At 69.8% G+C, this 19,974-nt stretch carries 24 protein-coding genes; 9 read left to right on the top strand and 15 right to left on the bottom strand.

The window, feature by feature from the left end; all coding sequences use genetic code 11:
* Positions 1–675, top strand: a complete 675-nt coding sequence (locus ACIBL3_RS21870) for a CBS domain-containing protein (RefSeq protein WP_396355342.1) — start codon at positions 1–3, stop codon at positions 673–675.
* 133 nt (positions 676–808) lie between these two features.
* Here the strand turns inward: ACIBL3_RS21870 and ACIBL3_RS21865 are convergent, their stop codons facing one another.
* The 5 genes from ACIBL3_RS21865 to ACIBL3_RS21845 all read right to left on the bottom strand — a co-directional run bounded on the left by ACIBL3_RS21865 (position 809) and on the right by ACIBL3_RS21845 (position 4,695).
* Positions 809–1,648, bottom strand: coding sequence for a universal stress protein (locus ACIBL3_RS21865; protein ID WP_396355341.1), 840 nt, complete (start codon positions 1,646–1,648; stop codon positions 809–811).
* A 102-nt stretch (positions 1,649–1,750) separates the two neighbouring features.
* Positions 1,751–2,221, bottom strand: a complete 471-nt coding sequence (locus tag ACIBL3_RS21860) for a hypothetical protein (RefSeq protein WP_396355340.1) — start codon at positions 2,219–2,221, stop codon at positions 1,751–1,753.
* Between the two features lie 4 nt (positions 2,222–2,225).
* Entirely contained in the window at positions 2,226–3,101 is an 876-nt protein-coding gene (locus ACIBL3_RS21855) for a universal stress protein (protein ID WP_396355339.1), read from the bottom strand.
* 20 nt (positions 3,102–3,121) lie between these two features.
* On the bottom strand, positions 3,122–4,090 hold the full coding sequence (locus tag ACIBL3_RS21850; RefSeq protein ID WP_396355338.1) for an Acg family FMN-binding oxidoreductase: 969 nt from the start codon (positions 4,088–4,090) through the stop codon (positions 3,122–3,124).
* Positions 4,087–4,695, bottom strand: a complete 609-nt coding sequence (locus ACIBL3_RS21845; RefSeq protein WP_396355337.1) for a hypothetical protein — start codon at positions 4,693–4,695, stop codon at positions 4,087–4,089. The genes ACIBL3_RS21850 and ACIBL3_RS21845 overlap by 4 nt, the downstream gene beginning before the upstream one ends.
* Positions 4,696–4,884: 189 nt before the next feature.
* Here ACIBL3_RS21845 and ACIBL3_RS21840 point away from each other — a divergent pair, with 189 nt between their 5' ends.
* From ACIBL3_RS21840 to ACIBL3_RS21825, 4 genes are all read left to right on the top strand, one after another.
* Positions 4,885–5,445, top strand: coding sequence for a hypothetical protein (locus ACIBL3_RS21840; RefSeq protein ID WP_396355336.1), 561 nt, complete (start codon positions 4,885–4,887; stop codon positions 5,443–5,445).
* A gap of 5 nt (positions 5,446–5,450) precedes the next feature.
* Positions 5,451–6,197, top strand: coding sequence for a universal stress protein (locus ACIBL3_RS21835; protein ID WP_396355335.1), 747 nt, complete (start codon positions 5,451–5,453; stop codon positions 6,195–6,197).
* 29 nt (positions 6,198–6,226) lie between these two features.
* A complete protein-coding gene (locus ACIBL3_RS21830) occupies positions 6,227–7,159 on the top strand; it encodes a universal stress protein (RefSeq protein ID WP_396355334.1) in 933 nt (310 codons plus the stop codon).
* 63 nt (positions 7,160–7,222) lie between these two features.
* Positions 7,223–7,462, top strand: a complete 240-nt coding sequence (locus ACIBL3_RS21825) for an SHOCT domain-containing protein (protein ID WP_396355333.1) — start codon at positions 7,223–7,225, stop codon at positions 7,460–7,462.
* 48 nt (positions 7,463–7,510) lie between these two features.
* On the opposite strand, the gene ACIBL3_RS21820 is transcribed toward ACIBL3_RS21825, so the two are convergent.
* Complete coding sequence (locus ACIBL3_RS21820) at positions 7,511–8,158, bottom strand: helix-turn-helix domain-containing protein (RefSeq protein WP_396355332.1); 648 nt, start codon at positions 8,156–8,158, stop codon at positions 7,511–7,513.
* Between the two features lie 241 nt (positions 8,159–8,399).
* Between ACIBL3_RS21820 and ACIBL3_RS21815 the strand changes: the two genes are divergently transcribed.
* A complete protein-coding gene (locus ACIBL3_RS21815; RefSeq protein ID WP_396355543.1) occupies positions 8,400–9,053 on the top strand; it encodes a response regulator in 654 nt (217 codons plus the stop codon).
* Between the two features lie 59 nt (positions 9,054–9,112).
* Here the strand turns inward: ACIBL3_RS21815 and ACIBL3_RS21810 are convergent, their stop codons facing one another.
* The 7 genes from ACIBL3_RS21810 to ACIBL3_RS21780 form a co-directional block, all read right to left on the bottom strand.
* Positions 9,113–9,646, bottom strand: coding sequence for a DUF6448 family protein (locus ACIBL3_RS21810; protein WP_396355331.1), 534 nt, complete (start codon positions 9,644–9,646; stop codon positions 9,113–9,115).
* Between the two features lie 145 nt (positions 9,647–9,791).
* The gene (locus ACIBL3_RS21805) at positions 9,792–10,100 is read right to left on the bottom strand and encodes a hypothetical protein (protein ID WP_396355330.1); all 309 of its coding nucleotides are present in this window, start codon (positions 10,098–10,100) and stop codon (positions 9,792–9,794) included.
* Positions 10,101–10,155: 55 nt separating this feature from the next.
* Entirely contained in the window at positions 10,156–10,731 is a 576-nt protein-coding gene (locus ACIBL3_RS21800) for a hypothetical protein (protein WP_396355329.1), read from the bottom strand.
* A 124-nt stretch (positions 10,732–10,855) separates the two neighbouring features.
* A complete protein-coding gene (locus ACIBL3_RS21795) occupies positions 10,856–12,223 on the bottom strand; it encodes an MBL fold metallo-hydrolase RNA specificity domain-containing protein (protein WP_396355328.1) in 1,368 nt (455 codons plus the stop codon).
* Positions 12,224–12,308: 85 nt separating this feature from the next.
* Positions 12,309–13,283 (bottom strand): Acg family FMN-binding oxidoreductase, encoded by a 975-nt coding sequence (locus ACIBL3_RS21790; protein WP_396355327.1) that lies wholly within the window; start codon positions 13,281–13,283, stop codon positions 12,309–12,311.
* Between the two features lie 95 nt (positions 13,284–13,378).
* The gene (locus ACIBL3_RS21785; protein WP_396355326.1) at positions 13,379–15,133 is read right to left on the bottom strand and encodes a GAF domain-containing protein; all 1,755 of its coding nucleotides are present in this window, start codon (positions 15,131–15,133) and stop codon (positions 13,379–13,381) included.
* 85 nt (positions 15,134–15,218) lie between these two features.
* Positions 15,219–15,662, bottom strand: coding sequence for a pyridoxamine 5'-phosphate oxidase family protein (locus tag ACIBL3_RS21780; protein ID WP_396355325.1), 444 nt, complete (start codon positions 15,660–15,662; stop codon positions 15,219–15,221).
* 125 nt (positions 15,663–15,787) lie between these two features.
* Here ACIBL3_RS21780 and ACIBL3_RS21775 point away from each other — a divergent pair, with 125 nt between their 5' ends.
* From ACIBL3_RS21775 to ACIBL3_RS21765, 3 genes are all read left to right on the top strand, one after another.
* Complete coding sequence (locus ACIBL3_RS21775; protein ID WP_396355324.1) at positions 15,788–17,485, top strand: SulP family inorganic anion transporter; 1,698 nt, start codon at positions 15,788–15,790, stop codon at positions 17,483–17,485.
* 104 nt (positions 17,486–17,589) lie between these two features.
* Positions 17,590–17,994: a VOC family protein gene (locus ACIBL3_RS21770; RefSeq protein WP_396355323.1), complete on the top strand. Its 405-nt coding sequence runs from the start codon at positions 17,590–17,592 to the stop codon at positions 17,992–17,994.
* Entirely contained in the window at positions 17,969–18,637 is a 669-nt protein-coding gene (locus ACIBL3_RS21765; RefSeq protein ID WP_396355322.1) for a CBS domain-containing protein, read from the top strand. Before ACIBL3_RS21770 ends, ACIBL3_RS21765 begins: the two co-directional genes overlap by 26 nt.
* A gap of 19 nt (positions 18,638–18,656) precedes the next feature.
* Here the strand turns inward: ACIBL3_RS21765 and ACIBL3_RS21760 are convergent, their stop codons facing one another.
* Positions 18,657–19,676: a YbhN family protein gene (locus ACIBL3_RS21760; protein WP_396355321.1), complete on the bottom strand. Its 1,020-nt coding sequence runs from the start codon at positions 19,674–19,676 to the stop codon at positions 18,657–18,659.
* An 11-nt stretch (positions 19,677–19,687) separates the two neighbouring features.
* Positions 19,688–19,900, bottom strand: coding sequence for a DUF1918 domain-containing protein (locus tag ACIBL3_RS21755; RefSeq protein WP_396355320.1), 213 nt, complete (start codon positions 19,898–19,900; stop codon positions 19,688–19,690).
* Between the last annotated feature and the right edge of the window lie 74 nt (positions 19,901–19,974).

The following is a 19,974-nucleotide window of genomic DNA, read 5'->3' as shown; positions in this document are numbered from 1 at the left end:
ATGAAGCATCTCTTGACGGTCGGGGACGTGATGACGACCGAGGTCGTCATGGTCGCCGAGGACACGTCGTACAAGGCGGTGGTCGCGACGTTGGCGCATCACCGGATCAGTGCGGTTCCGGTGCGCAGCGCGTTCGGCGGAGTGGCCGGCATCGTGTCGGAGACGGACCTGATGCACAAGGAAGAGTTCCAGCGGCGGCGCTTGTACCCGTGGCTGCGTTCCCGCGGCCGGTCGAAGGCTGAAGCGCTCACCGCTGCACAGTTGATGACTCGTCCCGCGGTGACCGTGGACAGCAGTTGCACGCTGGACCGGGCCGCGCGCCTGATGGCTGACCGGGACATCACCCGGCTGATCGTCGTAGACGGTGACGAGCCCGTCGGCATCGTCACGCGGTCGGATCTGCTCAGCGCGTTCCTGTCCCCGGACCACGAGGTGCTCGCCCGGGTACGGCGCGCAGTCGTCGACCGCGGTCTCTGGGACGATCCGTTCGCAGTGGAGGTCACGGTGCTCGAGGGCGTGGTGACGCTGGCCGGACAGGTCGAGAACCGCAGCATGGTTGCCCTGGCCGAGCGGTACGCCCGCGACGTCGATGGAGTGGTCAGCGTCAGCAACAACCTCACCTGGGCCTTCGACGACACCGCAGCTGCCCCAGGCACCACCGGGCTGCATCACTGACGCCGATCTGTGTCACCCACTGGCTGGATATGTCACCGCCGGCGTGCTGTAACTGGTCATCGATCACACAACCGGCTACCGATGCCCTAGGCAACCAGGTCACCAACCATGCTGACAGGTCGGAGTCGAGTTCTCAGGTGTGATGGATGACGGCGACCGGGCAGCGCGAGTGGTACAGCAGGCCGCGTGCCACCGGACCCAGTTGTTCGGAGAACTCCGTCTCGCCGAGTCCACCGACTACCACCAGGTCGGCGTGCTCGGACTCCTGCGCGAGGGCACGGACCGGATGCTCTGCCACCCCTCGCTGGTCGACAGCGACCTCCGGGTACTTCGCTAACCACCGGTCGAGGCTGCGAGTCAGCAGTTCGTCGTCGGCGGCGTCCCACGGCTGCCCGCTGGGGTACGGACTGCCTGCCTGGATGTCGGCCGCGTGCACGCCGCGCACCTCGGCACCGGTCGCGGCTGCGACCTCGAAGGCGAACCGTACGGCGTGCTGGCCCTCCAGCGACCCGTCGACACCGACGACGATCCGCCGGTGCGGGGGAGCGGCAGCATCCCAGGTGCCGGGTACGACGATCAGCGGTACGTCGGTGCTCGGCGCCGTACAGACTCGGGGCGTCGATCCGAGCACGAGCTCGGCGAAGCCGCCCAGGCCGCGGCGACCCACGACAAGGGCCTGTGCGTGCTCGGATTGCTTCGGCAGAACCTTGGACGGGTGACCGTGGCACACCTCGAGCGAGGCGTTCCGGAAGCCGATCCGATCGAGCTCCCGGGCGGCGTCGGCCAGCACCTCGCTGCCGTCGTCCGGACCGGGCGGCGGCGGCGCCGGCTCGAGCTCGTGCTCGTCGTCCAGCACGAAGATCGCGTGCAGGGGTGTGTGCTGCAGGCTCGCGAAGCGCGCTGCCCAGGTCAGAGCGATCAGGCCGTCCGGTGATCCGTCGATCCCGACCAGGACCGGGCTCTGCGCAGACATCGTGACACCTCCGGCTCGCGGTTCTGCCCTTCAGTCAAGCCGCCCGCGGGCGGTGCGGGGAGAGCGAAAGGTCCCGGCCCCCGGGTCCCGAAGGTCCCAGCGTCACACCAGGACGTGTGCGAAGGTGATCGGCTGGACGACCTCGATCCGCCGGCCGAGCTGGTCGCAGGCCGGCAACTCGCGGAACACCTCCCAGCCTTCACCTGCCCGGTCCGCGCCCTCATCGTGCAGCCAGTCGTCGATGGTCTGCTGGACCACGCCGATCTTCTCGTAGGGTCCGGCGTACCGGACGACGAGGACCGGGCCGCCGGGCAGCGCCGACGGCTCGATCAACCCGTGTGCCGTGATGGGTGCGGCGACCGGAAAACCCGCCTCCACATCGACCAATCCACCGAACAGCGGGTGGCATCGGGCGAACGGGTAGCCGCACGGCGTGATCCCCCGACGATGCAGATAGCCGCCGATCTCCGCGCAGGCGCCTGGGATCCACTCGGTCAGTTGGTCCGTGAGCACAACCGCGCGCCGGACAGCAGTCGTCTGGTCAGGGAATGTCCTCGTCTGCCAGGTGAACATGGCGTCAGCGGGCGATGGCGATCGGGCATTGGGTGTGGTGGAGGACGCTTTGGCTGACCGAGCCCAGGAGTAGGCCGGTGAAGCCGCCGCGGCCGCGGGAGCCGACGACGACCAGATCCGCGGACTCGGAGCGGCGGACGAGGGCCCTGGCGGCCGAGCCGCTGGCGAGTTCGATCGTCCACGTCACATCCGGATGGTCGGCGGCGGCGCCGGCGACGGACTCGGCGACCAGGAGCCGGCTGTCGTCCTCGACCTTGTGTGCATCGAACTGGAGCATGGACGCGCCGTCGGCGTAGGTGAGGAACGGGCTCGTCCAGGCATGCAAGGCAACCACGTGGGCGTGCATCGCCTCGGCCTGGTCGAACGCGAACTCGATGGCCCGTGCCGAGGCCTTGGATCCGTCGACACCGACGACTACCGCGGGGCCTTCGTGCGCATGCGGCCGTAGATCGGGCGGAATGACGACCACCGGGCACTGCGTGTGCGTGGTCACCTGCACCGCGACCGAGCCGACCAGCAGTCCGCTCCAGCCGCCGAATCCACGGGAGCCGAGTACGACGAGCCGCGCCTGCTCGGCTTCGGCGAGCAGAGCTTCGGCCGCGGGGCCTGCGGCGAGGACTGTGTCGACCGTCAGTCCGGGCTGTTGCAGGCGGATGCCCTCGGCCAGTGCGCTGAGCCCCTTCTCGCGAGCGGTACGCAGCGCCTCGAGCGGCACGACCTGTCCCGGCGACGGCCGTGAGTAGACTACGAGTTCGAACGCCTCGACGATGCGCAGCGGCGCCAGGTCGCGTACGGCCGCGGTGGTTGCCCAGCGCAATGCGTCGATACTCGACGGCGAGCCGTCGTACCCGACGACGACCGCGGCTGGCTGTGTGGACATGTCAGTCTCCTTGTCGAAGGTCAGAACCAGTGGTCGTAGGAATCTCGCCAGTCCCGCCGGGACGTGACGTGGCTGGGCTGTGCGGGGTAGCCGATGCGGATGACCGTCTGCGGCCACGACCGGCCGCCGATCAGCTCGCGGATCTGAGTGCGTGGCTCGGCGCGTTCGAGCACCTGGTTGAGGAACGAGGCGACCAGGTCGTAGGAGGTCGCGACGAGCAGGGTGCGTTGGAGCGCCATGCCCGCCTTGATCCATGCCTTCGTGTCCTCGTGCCGGGTGCACAGCACCGCGATCGAAGGGTCTCGCTCGAAGACCGCCTGGCTGCGGTGCGTGCTGTCGAAGCCGGCAGACAGGTCACGGACCAAAGCGGGTTTGACCGGCATCGGGCCGAGCGCGCTCTCCTGAACGCCTTCGCTCCGCCGGTCGCCGCCGATCCAGCCCAGCCGCTCGTGCAGGCGATCCTCGTCCCGGAGTTCTTCGGCATCGGTACGCCGAAGCAGCGCGGACAGCTGCGTCTTCGCGCCCTGGTCGAGCCAGCGCAGCGTTGCCCCCTCGGCGCGGGCGGCATCGTCCAGTAGGTCCTGCACGCGGGGCGGGACTGGCTGGTCGAGCAGCGGTCCGCGATAGGTGTGGCGCCGGGACAAGTCGCCGTACAGGCTGCCCAGTCTCGGCACCGGGGTGCTTCGGGCGCCGAGGAAGACGCGCGCCACGATCTCGGGACGTCCCGGATCGGGCTCCGCCGTCACCCGGGACTCGTGGCCGAGCATGGCGGCCGCGACCCGGATGTTGAACGCCGCCGCCCCGATGCCGATCCGGGCCGCCCGATCGGCCGGGTCGCTGGCCGGGAGCGTGCGTTCGGCGTCAAGCAGTACGTCGACGACCGGGCCGTGCACCTCGAAGCGCCACGGCTGGGTGTTGTGCAGCGACGGCGCGTGTACCGCTGCGGTGAGCAGGATGCCCATCTCGTCGTCGGTCAGGGTGATGTTCATCGGAGGTCCGCCCTCGAAAGGTGGTGGAGCAGGTACGGCGCCGCGACGTCGTAGGCAACGGCGGTCAGGAGGACGCGTTCGAGGGCCATTCCCATCGCGACTTGGTCTACGGGTTCGTCGCGATCAGTGGTCAGCACCGCCAGCGGCGCGAACGGGGCCGGAAGCCAACTCAGCTTCGTGCTCTCGAGCTCGGCCGCCCGGGTCAGGGCGAGCCGAACAGCCTCCTCAGGTCTTGTCGGCCGCCGGGCCAGGTGCCGGGAGCGAATCGCGCCGTACAGCTGTCGCAGTTCCTCGTCGGGCAGACCGGTCGGTTCGACCACCATGCGAGCGAGCAGATCGGGTTCGTGCCGGTAGGGGCACAAGCTGACCCAGCTGTCGAAGCTCAGCGACGCTGCCGCGCAGCGCAGGTCGAACACCGCGGCGCCGGTGGTGATCCGCAGCTCTCGCGCCACCGGATCGTGGGCCGGCAGCGCGTGCGAGCCGTCGAGGTAGACGTCGATCAGATGGCCGTTGACCTCGAGCCTCCAAGGGCGCGCAGCGCCCGCCGGAGCGGCGGCGTCGAACAGGACGCCGAGCGCCTGGTTCGTCAGCTGCTCGTCGAGCATCTGGGCCTCCTCGGCCGGGCACGGACTTCGTCCCTTCACAGGCTCCCTCCGGCAGCGGGCGGCTCCCAGCGGCAAGGGTCCCGAGCAGGCGGGCCCTTCGACTCTTCGAGCTGAGGTGAGAACGGCCCTGACCGAATCGCTGCCGCGGATCGACGATCAAGGTGTCGGATCGAATGAAAGGACGACACCATGACCACTACGCCGGACCGGCGGCACCTGCCGGCACCCGCGATGGAACCCGACGGCGATCAGTACCCGGTCATCACCACGATGGCGGGGCGGGCGATCGCCGTACTCCGGGTCGCGTACGGGCTCACGTTCCTCTGGGCCTTCTTCGACAAGCTGTTCGGCTTCGGCTACGCCACTCCGTCCGGCAAGGGCTGGATCGACGGTGGCGACCCGACCGCCGGATTCCTGGGCAACGGCACGAGCGGCCCGTTCGCCGACTTCTACCAGTCCCTGGTCGGCGACTGGTGGGTCACCCCGCTGTTCATGGTCGGCCTGGCCGGCATCGGCCTCGCTCTGACCCTGGGGATCGGAATGCGGATCGCGGCCGGCACCGGCGCCCTGCTGTACGTGCTGATGTGGACCGCCGCCCTGCCGCCGGAGAACAACCCGGTGCTGGACGACCACATCCTCGGCGCCATCACCCTGGTCGTTCTCGCGCTGGTTGCCGCTGGCAACGTGTGGGGACTCGGCACGTGGTGGAGCGGTCTGAACCCGGTCCGCCGGTACCCCTGGCTGCGGTGAGCACGATGCCCTCGAAGCCGGTCATCCACGTGGGGGTCGACGACTCCCGGCGGGACACCGGCGCCCTGGAGTGGGCCCTGCAGGAGTCCACGCTCCGGCAGGAGCCCCTCCAGTCGATGCAAGTCATGGACGGCAAGGCCAGGCACGCGTCGGCCGGCGCCCTGGCGACTGTTGCCGCCGACGGCCGGATGCTGGTGGTCGGGCGGCGCGAGATCGGGGCGTTCCGGCGGCTGCTGACCGGCTCCACCTCGGCGGCGGTCGCGGTCGAGGCGCAGGTGCCGGTGGTGATCGTGCCGGAGCACTGGAGGCCGTCCGACCATGCGGGTCCGGTGCTGGTCGCGCTGGACGACTCCGACGAGAACGCCGCAGTGATCGAATTCGCGATCGCCGAGGCAGCAGAACGGGGGCTGCCGGTCCGGTTCGTGCACGTCTGGGACCTGCCGGCGATCTACAGCTGGGACGCGATGAACGTCGCCGGCGTGAGTGCCGAGTGGACGGAGAACGCCGAGCGGCACTTCGAGAACGTCGCGGTCGAGTGGCGAGCGAAACATCCGGAGGCGACCGTTCAGGTCAGCGTCCGGCGCGGACATGTGGTCGATGGCGTCGTGACCGCCGCCGAGGAAGCCGACGCGCAACTGCTGGTCGTCGGCACCCGCCACCACACCCGGTTGGCGTCGTTCCTGCTCGGCCCGGTGACCCGTGGCGTCCTGCACCACACACCCTGCCCGCTCGCCATCGTCCCGGTGGCATGAGCGGAGTCGAAGGAAAGAGGTAGGCAGAGATGAGCACCTGGAACCGGGGCGGGCCGGTTGTGGTCGAAGTGGACGGAACTGCCGAGAACCTGCACGTAGTCGACTACGCCTGCGGCGAGGCACTCCGTTCCGGCGCCGGACTTGTGCTGGTTGCGCCGTACACGCTGCACGGCTCCTTCTCGCCGATGGTGCCGGGGTACTCGCCGAAGTCTCCGGCCGAGCTTGCCGACGACGCCTTGCGCGTGGCGGTGGCGCACGTGCGGCATCGCAACGGCTACGCGATGGACCTTGCCGCACTGACTGACGAAGGCTCGCGCTCGCGAGTGCTGGCCCACGCCGCGCGCAGCGCGCGGATGCTGGTGGTCGGCAGATCGCGCAGCCGCGGCCCGCAGCGCCTGGTGAATACGCACGCCAACCTGATCCTGGCCGCCCGGGCCGGCTGCCCGCTGGTCGTCGTACCTGCCACCTGGAAGCCGTCCCTGCTGGACCGCAAGGTTGCCGTCGGCATCGACGGTACGGCGCTGTCGGCGGAGGCACTGGAGTTCGCCTTCGGTGTGGCCGCCGGGCGGGAAGCCAACCTGATCGTGGTGCACGCCGGCTTGCCGGCCGACCGCGCCTTCGACGACGAGGATCCGGAGTACTCGTGGATCAGCCGGGCCGACCACCTGCTGTCGGAGGCCCTCGACCCGTGGATGCGCCTGTACGAGGATGTGAAAGTAACGCGGTTCCTGAGCAGCCGGCCGCCGGCGGCTGCCTTGGTGCACGAGAGCGCCGAGGTCGGGCTGGTCGTGGTCGGGTCGCACCGCGGTCCGCTGCCGATCGACCCGGTGACGCGCCGGTCGGTGGCCGCGATGACCTGCCCGGTCGCGATCGTGCCGCACCACCCGACGGCCGAGGAGCAGGAGCGGCTGCGCAAGCAGTACGACGCGCCCCGGCGCGAGCTCGTCGTACCGACGTACTGAACGGATGCTGCCGGCTGTCGAGGCCGGCGGCTCCATGGCCGCGTCCTGAGAGAGGAGAGGGCAATGATGCACTCAATGGGGGCCGGCATGGGCTGGATGGTGTTCGGGCTGGTGCTGTGGGCGCTGACTGTCGGCGCCGCGGCGTGGGGCACCTTCTGGTTCCTCCACCGCCCACTGCCCAGGCGGACGAGTATTCCGTCGCCGCTCGACATTCTCGAGCGCAGGTTCGCCGCGGGCCAGATCACCCGCGAGGACTTCGACGAAGCCCGGGCCCGGCTCCGGGAGCACGAGCTGGACATCTGACCATCGTGAGGGGCTCACCGATCGACGGTGAGCCCCTCGCCCTTCGACTTACCAGGAGCGGATGCGGCGGCCGGTGATGCGGCGCGGTTCGATGGCCATGTAGGTGTCGCGAGTTCCGCCGGCCCAGGGCTCGACCCGATCCCGTGCGGTCTCGATCTCCGGTTCGGTGGCCGGTCGCACGATGCCGTTCACCAGGACGCTCCACCCGTCCCGCAGGCCTTCGTCGACGGTGTCGATCTCGAACGCGATCGGGGCCAGGTCGTACTGCGCGACAGCGCTGTCGGCCGCCGTACGGAAGACGATCAGGTCGTTGCCGTAGCAATAGTTGACCGGGATCACGACCAGCTCGTCGGCGCGGTTGAACGCGATCCGGCCGACGACTCGCGACGCGATCAGCGTGACGCACTCGTCCCGCCGCATCGGCTCGAGCAGCGGCGCCAGGCGTGATCTGGGCGTTGTCCGGTGCCGCGGCGGTGCGCACAGGTCGCTGATCGTCGTGTCGAGAGCACGGGCGAGTCTGGACAACTCGCCGGCGGTCAGCGCGATCGGACCCTGCTCGAGCCGCTCGATGCGGTGGGTGCTGATGCCGGTGCGCTGGGCGACTTCGGCCGTACTCAGGCCGAGCGAAGTCCGGCGGCGCCCGACCCGGGTGCCGAGATCACCCGGTACCTGCACGCTGTGGGACCTGGTGTCCATCGGGATTCCACCTTCCTGTGCTTCGAGATACCTCCAGGCAACCAGGACTGCTGCTGCCGGGGCAGGGCAGGACGGCCCGAACAGGGCCGGAGTGTGCAGTTCCGGTCGACGCCGAAGTGCGTCCAAGGTCCTGCTCAGGTCGGGACCGACGACCCTTCCAGGAGCTCGCCACGTGGGGCATGCTGACCTGCAGGGCCGCCAGGACCGGACGGTACGGCGGGTGACACCGAAGGAGATGGTGATGACGATCAGGGTCTTTCTGCTCGACGACCACGAGGTGGTCCGGCTAGGCCTGCATCAGCTCCTGGAGGACGAGCCCGACATCGAGGTGGTCGGAGACGCCTCCACGGCCGCGGAGGCGATCGCCCGGATCCCCGCCGTACGCCCGGATGTCGCGCTGCTCGACGTGCGGCTGCCCGACGGCGATGGCATCTCGGTGTGCCGCGAGGTCCGCTCGACGATGGACGAACCGCCGGCCTGCCTGATGCTGACGTCGTACTCCGACGACGATGCCCTGTTCACGGCGATCATGGCCGGTGCGTCGGGCTACCTGCTGAAGCAGGTGCACGCGAGCGACCTGGTCGGAGCGGTGCGGCGACTGGCCTCTGGTGAGTCGCTGCTGGACCCGGCGATGACGAAGAAGGTCCTCGAACGCCTCCGGCACCCAGTGGTCGACGAGGACCCTCGGTACGCCTCGCTCACCGAGCAGGAACGCCGCATCCTGGCCGAGATCGCCGAGGGCAAGACCAACCGCCAGATCGCGCAGTCCCTCTACCTGGCCGAGAAGACGGTCAAGAACTACGTCTCCTCACTCCTCCGCAAACTCAACGTCGAACGCCGCACCGAGGCCGCCATCTTCGCGCTGGAACACGAGCGGAACAGTCGGCCGCGGTAGCGGGCAAGCTGGTGCGGCGCCCGCGCCGCGGCGCGGGCGTCAGGCGTGGAGGTGCTGATTCAGTGGGAGTGGGCTCCATCGGCTCTGTGTGCGGGGGCGTTGATGGCGTTGAGAAGGTGGTGGCTGTACACCTCGAAACCCAGCATCGCCTCGACCCAGGAGCGGGCGTGTGCGAGGGACTGGTCTTTCGTGCGTGCCAGCGTGTTCACCTCGTCGAGCCGGTGCTCGAGCTGGTCTCGTAGCACTCCGGTGAGGTAGTCGGCCACTGCTGCTGGGGAGCCAGTGGTGATCGCTCGCTCGGCGAGCGGGATCACTGGACCGACGTCCAGGCCGGCCGGCTTCAGACCCGTGTAGGGGGCGCCTTCGCCTGCACGGTGGACTCGTACGACTGTCTCGAAGAACAGCTGGTCGGCGACCTCGCGGGCCGCCTCGCCGAGCGCACGAACCGCGAGTACGTGGCCGAACACGCTGCGAACCTCCTGTTCGCCGTCCTCGGGAACGAACGGAAGGACAAGATCCACGTCGCCGGCCTCCAACGCGTGCCGCGCGGCGGTGACAACGGGGCCGTCCAGTGAGTCGCAATGCGGGGGCATGATCCGACCTCCTTCCTCCTGTGGACGGATGTCGTCCACACTTACATCGAGGACCGTCGGTCGATCGCCTGGCAGGGCCGAAAGTCACCCGCAAGTCCCGTAGGGCGACCGCCGCAGCTGTGCGTGCGGATTCCACACGCCCGGCTCAGTAGTCGACGGCGAACTGCATTGCGATCAGCGCGACCACGGCGGTGGCAGCCAGCGCGATCCCGAGAAGCGCCCATGGCCGGCTTGCACCGTGACGGCCGGCGGCGCCTGCGCCGGCGGCGACACCGATACCGAGCGGCAGGAATGCCAATCCGGCGATCCGGATCGCCTGGGGCGGGTCGAGCGACGAGAATGTCAGCACGCCTGCCCAGACCACGGCCGCCAGCGCGAGCGCGCCGGACACCGCAGCAATCTGCCCGATCAGGGGCCTCTGTTCCCACGTTCCCTTCGGCACCGGGGTCTCCATTCCTCGAACGCTTGCCCACACCCTCGAATCCGGACAAGGCAGGCGGCGCGGTGACTCAGCTGTGGTGAACCGGTGTGTGTTCCGACGGCTCGCGGCCGAACGATCCAGCCAGCACGAACAGGAAGCCAACCACCAGGAGCGGCACGATCACCACACCGGAGGAACCACCCAGCACGACACCCGGTCGAGCCTCGTCGCCGGTGGCGCGGGTAGCCGTCACCATCACAGTGGCCGCGAGTTGCGCCAGCCCGGCAATGATCATCAGTACGCCGGCCAGCGTTGCCCGATGCAGCCCGAGGAACGCCAGTGCCACACCGAGCGCGAACACCGCGATGGCGGCAACCGGCCCCCGGTCGTCACGGGGGATGAGGCCGACGGCGGAATCGGCCAGGGTGAAGCCGGCGGTCATTGCGGTGACCGCCGTCAAAACCGCGCCGGCCGGTCCGGGACGCAGCAGGGCGAAGACGCTCAGCCCGGTCAGCGGAATCAGCCATGAGGCTGTCAGTACGACGGCTGCCCCACCGCCGGGATCATCGAACGTCTCGCCGGCCACGAAGAGAGCGCCGAACAAGCCGAACAAGGCCATGCTGACGAAGGCGACGATGCTCAGGACCTTCCCTGACACTGACATGTCCCTCACCCCGATTCGAGCATGCCCGGGGTCTCCTGCCCGCCCCCAGAGTCGAAAGTCCACGGCAGGCAGGGACTCTACGGCTCCGGCCCGGCCTGGTGATGCCGGCGTGTGCTCGGCCGGATCAGAGCTTGACGCGCTCGAGGTGGCCTGGTGTCACGGCGGTCCAGTCGAGCTCGTCCTGGATCCGGGTGGCGAGCTCGGCACGGGCGTGGTCCTCACCGTGGACGACGTACACCACCTCGGCCGGCTGCGGCGCCGCGGAGAGCCACTGCACCAGCTCGTCGGAGTCGGCGTGCGCGGAGAACTCGGACAGCCCGACGATCCGGGCCCGCACCGGGACGTACCGGCCGTGGATCTTGACCGAGCGGGCACCGTCGAGCAGCGCCCGGCCCCGGGTCCCCGGGACCTGGAAGCCCGGGAGTACGACGGTGTTCCGGGCCCCGGGCAGCAGTCTGGCGAGGTGGTGCAGCACGCGGCCGCCGGTCGCCATCCCGGAGGCCGAGATCACCACTGACGGGCGACCTGGATCGCTGATCCGGATGGACTCCTCCACCGAGTGGATCAGGCGCAGGTCGCCGGGATCGAACGGATCGGGCCCGCCCACGACGTCGGGCCGGAACTCGGGGGACTTCGCTTCGACCGCCGAACGGTAGACGTTCAACGCGGCGAGTGCCATCGGGCTGTTCACGTAGACCGGCAGCCTCGGCATCAGACCGTCCCGGGCCAGTCCGGTGAGCTCGTGCAGCAGGACCGCCGTACGGTCGATGGCGAAGGCCGGGATCAGCACGACTCCGCCGCGCTCGGCCGTCGACCGGATCAACCGCCCGAGCCGGATGTGGTCGAGCGGCTGATGGCGGCGGTCGCCGTACGTCGCCTCGATCAGGACCGTGTCCACCGCCGGAGGTGTCTCAGGTGGCAGGAGCAACGGATGCTCCTGGCGGCCGAGATCGCCACTGACCAGGAGCCGGTGGTCGTCGAGCGCGAGTACGGCGAACGCGGAGCCGAGGATGTGGCCGGCTCGGTGCAGGCTGACCGTGATGCCGCGGGGAAGCTCGACGGGATCGGTGCTGGGCCGGAACAGGCGGATCGCCTGTTCGGCGTGGCCGGTGTCGAACAACGGCAGCGGCGGATCGTGCCGCGAGTAGCCCTCGAGCCGCGCGTGCTGTGCGTCTTCCACCTGGAGGTGGGCTGCGTCGCGAAGCACGATCGCCGCCACCTCAGCGGTGCCCGGTGTGCAGATCACCGGGCCGTTGAAGCCCTGCCTGACCAGACCGGGCAGGTATCCACAGTGGTCCAGATGGGCGTGGGTGAGGACGACGGTGGAGATGGTGGCCGGATCGACCGGGAACGGGTCCCAGTTGCGCCGCCGCCAGCGTGCGTCGCCCTGGAAGAGGCCACAGTCGACCAGAACGCGCTGCCGATCGTGCTCGACCAGGAACTTGCTCCCGGTCACCGTTCCGGCGGCGCCGAGAAAGGTGAGGCTGGTCATCGCGCGGCTTCGAGGGTTTGGTCGAAACGGTAGGCGATGTGGCCGAGGGACCCCCAGTGCTCGATCTCGCGCTGCAGTGGGGCGGTCATGGCTGCTCCTTGTCGAGGAAGTCGGCGACCGGCCGGCGCGCGGTCCCTTCGGACGTGCGGCCTTGGCCGAAGCGGATGATCATGTGGGCGTGCCCCGGCTGCCGGGTAAGGCGCTGCACTTTCCGGCGCAGGTCGTCGAACTCCAGCGGCTGGTTGAGGAAGGACGCGGTGACGCCGTCCCGGGTCGCCGTGAGCAGCACGCGTTCCAAGGCGAGTCCGGCCGCGACCTGATCAGCGGGCTCGTCGCTCGCGGTGGACAGTACGGCGAGGTTCGGATGAGCCTCGAAACTCGTCTCCTGGCGCATCCGGTCGAGCGGACGGGTCCCCAGATCGCGGACGGCCGCCGGGTAGCTGCTGGACCGTGGGCCGAGCGCCTTACTGGGCACACCGTCCTCGACGCGCTCGCCGCCGACCCAGTGGGCGCGTTCGGCCCGGCGGCGCCAGTCGCGGATCTCGCGCAGATCGGTGTCGACGACCATCTCGAGGACGGCGCGGACCTCCGGCTCGTCGAGCCAGGTCAGCTCGGCGCCCTCGGCGTACGCCGCCTGGACGAGCGCCACCCGCGTGCTCTGCGGCAGCGGGTCGGCGCCGGACGGGCCCCGACCGGTGTGGCGTCTCGGGATCTGCCCGGCGAGGTCGCGCAGTTCCTCGTCGGGGGTGCTGGTCGGTTCGACGACGATCCGGGCCAGCAGGTCGGGCTCCTCGGGGTACGGCGCCAGTCCGAGCCAGGTGCCGTAGCCCAGCGACTCGGCCGCGCAGCGCAGGTTGAACGTCGCGGCGCCGGCCGCGATCCGCATCGCCCGGCCGGTGGGGTCCTCGGCGGGCAGGGTGCGTGAGTCGTCGAGGAGGACGTCGATCACGTGGCCCTGCACGGCGAACCGCCACGGCTGGGTGTTGTGCATGCTCGGCGCGGCGACGGCCGCCGCGAGCAGGATGTCGACGTCTTTCGCCGGCAGTTGCAGGTCAGACACTGGAGGCTCCTCCCACTCGCTCCTGCTCCAGCCTGACCCGTGGGAGCAGGGCTTCGCTGCAGTCAAGAGTCCCGACTTGGGAGGCCCTTCGGCGGTCAGTCGTCGCTGATCGGCGCGCGGAGCTCGACGACGGTGCCGTGCGGCTCGTTGTCGGTGACCTGGACGGTCCCCTTCAGGGCCTGTGCGCGCTCGGTCAGGTTGCGCAGGCCACTGGATCGGCGGCTCGATCCGATGCCGACACCATCGTCGGCGATCCGGGCGACGACCAGGTCGGAGTCGATCGCGATCTCGACGACGACGTGAGAGGCCTGGGCGTGCCGGACCACGTTGGACAGTGACTCGCGAACGGTGGCCAGGATCTGCGGCCGGACGGCGGCCGGCACGAGAGTGTCGATGGGACCGGTGCAGGTCAGCTGCGGCCGGAAGCCGAGCGGTTCGGTGTACTCCGCGACCAGGGCGTGGATGTCACCGCGCAGCGAAGTGGTGTCGGAGGCCTGCTGAAGCTCGAAGATCGCGGCGCGGAGGTCGTGGATGGTGGTGTCGATGTCCTCGACCGCTCGATGGAGTCGTTGCTGGTGCTCGGGCCGGGCGAGCCGCTGCATGCCTTGAAGTTGCAGTCCGGTGGCGAACAGCCGCTGGATGACGAGGTCGTGCAGGTCCCGGGCGATCCGGTCGCGGTCTTCGAGGACGGCGAGCATGTCGCGGTCTCGCTGCGCCTGGGCGCGCTCGAGCGCGAGGGTGGCCTGGCCGGCGAACATCTGGGCCAGGTCGGCGCCGTCGGACACCTGGAAGGTCGCTCCCTGCTCTGCCGCCACCACGAGCAGGCCGCCGGTGCCGGTCGTGCCGGGCGGCAGTGGCGCGATCGTCGTACGGCCGAGATTGGCGCCGTCGGGGAACTCGGGCAGACCGCCGGCGTCCTTGAGCAGTTGTGCCAGGTCCTCGATCACGACCTGCTCGCCGGTGCCCGAGACAGCCCGGCTGATCACCGGAAGACCGGCGGGGACGCGGCGGCCCAGGAAGCGCTGAAATTCGGGCGGACCGTCGACGGCGCGCACCACGAGGTCCCGTTCGCCTTCGGCGAGCAGCACGGCCGCAACCTGTGCGCCGGACACCTCGCGGGATCTCTGCGCGATCAGGTGGAGTGCCTCGTCGGAGTCGAACTGGCCCAGCATCAACTGCGTGATCTCGGCGTTCGCCTCGTGCCACCGACGGCGCTGCTCGGTGTCGGCGTACAGCCTGGCGTTGTCGATCACCACGCCGGCCGCGGCCGCCAGTGCGGTGACCGTGCGTTCGTCGTCCTCGGTGAACTCGGCGCCGCCGGTCTTCTCGGTGAGGTACAGGTTGCCGAAGGCATGGTCCCTGGTGCGGATCGGTACGCCGAGGAACGTCTTCATCGGCGGATGGTTCGGCGGGAACCCGAACGACCGGGGGTGCTCGGCCAGGTCGGCCAGGCGGATCGGTTCGGGGTGGTCGATCAGCAGGCCGAGGATGCCGTGACCCTCGGGGTATGGGCCGATCGCGGCGATCTGTTCGTCGGTGACACCGTGCGTGACGAACCGGACCAGCCGTTTGCCGTCCGGCCCGACGACGCCGAGCGCGCCGTACCGGGCATTCGCGAGCTCGCAGGCGGCGGTGACGATCCGGTCCAGCGTGCTGTTCAGGTCGAGGTCCGCGCCGATGCCGACGACGGCGTCCAGGAGGGCGCGGAGCCGCTCCTGGTACTCCATGATCTCGTCGACCCGGACCAGCAGTTCCTGGAGCAGGGCGTCGAGCCGGACCCGGGAGAGCCCGGTGAACTCCAGCGCCCCCTCGTCCCAGCTACCCCGCCCCAGCCGCGAGTCTTCAGCCACGGGTCTCACCCTACGAAAGGACGGGCCGGATTTGAACCGTCGCGGTCAGAAACCAGGCGTGTGCCTAGCGCAGCCTGGCTCGGCGTCAGCCGGTGCGTGGGCGCTGTCCCCAGGGGACGATGCGGCGGCCATGCAGCGACTCGATCCTGAGCCGGACCAGGTGCGGGTCGTCCATCGGCAGCCATGAGTGCAAGGGCAGCGTACAGCGGAGAGCCGTGGTTTCGTCGGGGGTGACGACGGAGAGGTGGCCGACCGCGGTCACCGTCCAGCCGAGGTGGCGCTCGGGGTCCACATCGTCGGCCTCGAAGGCGACAACGTCGCCGCGCTCGGCCGCCCGGAGCTTGTCTCCGGGACCGCTGTTGAACACGATCGTGTCGTCGTCGAGGACGAAGTTGACCAGGCGGATCGCCGGCAGGCCGCCGTACGTGTAGACGAGCCGCCCGAGTGGGACGGATCGAAGCAGACGCACGCACTCCGCCGTACTGAGGATCTCCAGGCGGGAGCGGTCGAACAGGCTTTTGGTGGTCATCGTGTCCTCCGGGGCGAATGGACAGGGGGCGTCCATTCGTCCACGATCGCTCTGGTGTGGGTGCGTCAGTAGGGGCAAAGGTCCTCGACTCGGGCACTGTGGGCAGAGACGGCTACCGCGAGGGGATGGACGAGGTGGCGGGTCGGACGTGGTCGGCTCCCGGCGTTGCGCTGCTGCGGCAGTACAAGGCGGCGTGGTTGCGGTCGGACGTGATTGCCGGTGTCACGGTGGCGGCGTACTTCGTGCCGCAGGTGATGGCCTATGCCCAACTGGCCGGGCTGCCACCGGTCACTGGGCTCTGGGTCGCGCTGGCGCCCCTCGTGATGTACTTCCTGCTCGGCACGTCACGCCTGCTGTCGCTCGGTCCGGAGTCGACCACGGCGCTGATGACCGCCGCGGCGATCGGCCCGCTGGCGGCAGGTGATCCCGCTCGCTACGCAGCACTCGCCGCACTGCTGGCGATGCTGGTCGGTGCCGTCTGCGTGATCGGGTGGCTTGCCCGGCTGGGCTTCCTGGCGGATCTGCTGTCGAAACCGGTGCTGGTCGGGTACATGGCGGGCATCGCGGTGATCATGATCACGAGTCAGCTCAAACGGCTCACCGGCACTCCGGTGAGCGGTGACTCGCCGGCGGCGCAGGTGCTGTCAGCGGTCCGATTGTTCGACGAGTGGCAGGTGGCGCCAGTGGTGCTGTCGGCGGTCGCGTTGCTGCTCCTGCTGGCGATGGCGCGCTGGACACCTCGGCTCCCGGGGCCGCTGATCATGGTGACGCTCGCCGCATTCGTCACCTGGGCAGCCGGGCTGGCGGACAAGGGAGTGGCGTTGGTCGGTGAGGTGCCGAGCGGACTTCCGGTGCCTGCCTTTCCGGACGTCAGTGCGCACGACGTGAGCCTGCTGGCGCTGCCGGCGTTGGGCATTGCGCTGGTGGGTTACACCGACACCGTGCTGACGGGGCGCGCGTTCGCCTCGAGAGGCCACGAACGGATCGACCCGGACCGCGAGTTCCTGGTGCTTGGGCTGGCCAACATCTCCGCGGGGCTGGTCCGCGGGTTCCCGCTCAGCAGCAGCGGCAGCCGGACCGCGGTCGCGGAGGCCTCCGGCGCCAAGAGTCAGGTGTACTCCCTGGTCGCCGCCGCCTGCATCGTGGCCACCCTGCTCTTCGCCGGGCCGCTGCTCTCGACCTTCCCGTCCGCCGCCCTCGGCGCGCTCGTGGTCTTCGCTGCGCTGCGACTGATCGAGCTGGCCGAGTTCCGGCGCATCGCTCGCTTCCGGCTCAGCGAGCTGGTGCTGGCCCTGGCGACGACTGCCGGTGTGATCGCCCTGGACGTCCTGTACGGCGTACTCGTCGCGGTCGCTTTGTCCGTCGTGGACCTCGTGCGCCGGGTGGCCCGGCCGCACGACGGCATCCTGGGCTACGTGCCGGGGATCGCCGGCATGCACGACATCGACGACTACCCCGACGCGCGGCCCGTCCCGGGGCTGGTCGTGTACCGGTACGACTCACCGCTGTTCTTCGCCAACGCCGAGGACTTCCGCCGCCGCGCACTGGCCGCGGTCGACGACGCCGAACCGCCGGTCCGCTGGCTGCTGCTGAACGCCGAGGCGAACGTCGAGATCGACATCACCGCCATCGACGCCCTCGATGCCCTGCGCGAGGAGCTTGCCGGGCGCGGCATCGTGCTCGCGATGGCCCGGGTCAAACAGGACCTCCGCGACGTCCTGGACGCGGCCGGGTTCGTCGACCGCCTCGGCCCGGAACGCATCTTCTACACCCTCCCCACCGCGGTCGAAGCCTTCCGCGAGCAGACCGACCCCCACGTCTGACCCTCCGCCAGGACCTTCGCAGCCGGTTGGAAGGACTTTGGCCCTGGGCGGGTCACGGGCGGCGGCGTTCGGTGGAAGTGGGAGGAAGTGTGGAGGTGAGGAGAATGACCAACCCGGTGATCCACTTCGAGATCGGTGGACGTGATCTCGGGCGGATGACGTCGTTCTACGGCCAGTTGTTCGGCTGGCGGCTCCGGCCGGCAGGCCCGGACTACACGTTGGTGGCCGCGGACGACAGCGGTCCCGGTATCGGCGGCGGCCTGATGCAGACCCGCGGCGAGATGACGGCATACGTCTCCGTCTACGTGGCGGTGGACGACCTGAAGGCGATGCTCGACCGGGCTGCGGAGCTCGGTGCGAAGACCGTCGTCGAGCCGACCGAGATTCCGGGCGTCGGCGCGTTCGCCATGTTCGCCGACCCGGACGGAAACGTCGTCGGCCTGATGCACCAGCTGGACATGGCCGAGCCGAAGGGAGCGGGCGATGAGGCATCTGCTGACCGTCGCTGACGTGATGACGCCGGACGTCGTCGCGGTACCCGAGGACACGCCGTACAAGGTCGTCGTGACTCTGATGGCCGAGCACCACATCAGCGCCGTGCCGGTTCTCGGCCGGTACGGCGGCGTCGCGGGCGTCGTCTCCGAGACGGATCTGATCCGCAAAGAGGAGTTCCAGCGGACCGCGCGGCCGCCCAGGGTTTTGGGTTGGCGGCGGCGTCAGGCCCGGGTGCGTGCCGCGGGGCTGCGGGCCGCCGACGTGATGTCGCACCCGGCGGTGACGATCGGGCCGGACGCGACGATTCCTGAGGCGGCGCGGATGATGGCGACCCGGGGGATCACGCGGCTGATCGTGACCGACGGTGACTTCCTGACCGGAATCGTCACCCGGTCGGACCTGCTGAAGGCGTTCTTGGCGCCGGACGACCGGATCGCGCAGCGGGTACGGCGCGACGTCGTCCGGCACGCGCTGTGGGACCCGGTCGGCCTCGAGATCAGCGTGCAGGACGGCGTCGTCACGCTCTCCGGACAGGTCGATCGCCGCAGCACGACCGAGGTCGCCGAGAAACTGACCGCCGAGGTCGACGGTGTGGTCGGCGTCGTCAACGGCCTGTCCTGGGCCTTCGACGACACCGCTCGTGACAAGGTCCGTTGATGGGCAGCCGGCGCCGTGCTCAAGGGGCGCGGCGCCGGATCCGGCGCGTGTGGGTTTCCGCGCGGAGCGAGAGGTAGCAGAGGCCGGCCACGGGAACAGGCGCCCAGAACTGGATGAGGCGCCAGGAGAGGACGCCGAGTACTGCGGCGTCGGCTGGCACCCCGAAGCCGAGCAGTGTGGAGATCAGCACGCCTTCGACGACGCCGAGGCCGCCCGGTGTGATCGGGAGGATTGCGGCCATGCTCGCCGCGCAGTAGGCGAGCAGCAGGATGACGGGCTGGACGCGCTCGCCGTACGCGGCCAGGAAGACCCACAAGGCGGCAGCGTCGAGCACCCAGTTGGCGGTTGCCCACCTCAGGAAGGCTTTGCGCACCTCGCGGTCGGCCAGCAGCTCCCGCAGCCGCAGCGCAACGGACACCGTCCACGGCCGGACCCGCTGGGGGAGCCGGTGCAGCGTCCAGCGCAGCAAGCGGCCCGCGAGTCGCTCGACCCTCGACCGCTCCCGTACGGCGAGCAGCCCGCAAGCGATGGCGCAGGTGCCGATCAGGAACACCGCCAGATAGAGCGCGGTCGCATCCAGCAGCAGAGCGGCGCCTGTCGTCAGCCACGTCACGAGGACCAGCGCGAGCCAGGTTCCAACCCCTTCCGCAGCGATGGTGGCGGTCACCTCGGGGGTGCGAGCGCCACCGGACACCAGCAACCGGAAGCGGATGGCGGTCGCGGTGGCACCGCCTCCGGGCAGGACATGGCTGGCCCCGAAGCCGGTCAGGTCGGAGCGCAGGATCCACGAGAATCGGATCGGGCTGGTCCGCAGCAGGGCGCGGGTGAACAGCGAATAGCACAGCAGGCTCAAGGCCTCCAGCCCGATTCCCAGCGCAACCCAGCCGGGCCGGATCTCGGCGAGCAGGTGCAGCGAATCCTCGGCATCGGCCAGCTTCGGCACAACGACGTACTTCACCAGCACGACGAGGATCAGCAACGAGGCGGCCGACCGCAGCAGGGCGGGCCATGTCGTCCGCGTGGCCGACGGGGGCAGCATGGCTGCCTGGCTCAGTGGTCGTGCAGATGCTGCATCTGCTCCGCGGTCAGGATGTGGGCGCCGGGTCCGGGAGCGAAGAGGGACTCCGTGCCGGTGTCCGCCCAGCGGACCAGGTACGGCGGCTCCCCGTTCGGACCGTGGATCTCAAGGATATGGCCGTGCCGTTGGTGCTCGTTCAGATGGGTTCCTTCGACGACAAGCCAGTCGCCGGCCGATGCTCGCATGGCGGTCTCCTTCCTCTCACTTGCAGGCTCGCAGCTCGGGTGGTGGCGGTGCAGATCCGTTCGGCTCCGAAATC

The sequence above is a fragment of the Kribbella sp. NPDC050124 genome, assembly GCF_044460355.1.
Taxonomy (GTDB): domain Bacteria; phylum Actinomycetota; class Actinomycetes; order Propionibacteriales; family Kribbellaceae; genus Kribbella.
The sequence above is the reverse complement of the archived record's forward strand: the minus strand, read 5'-3'. Positions and strand labels throughout refer to the sequence as shown.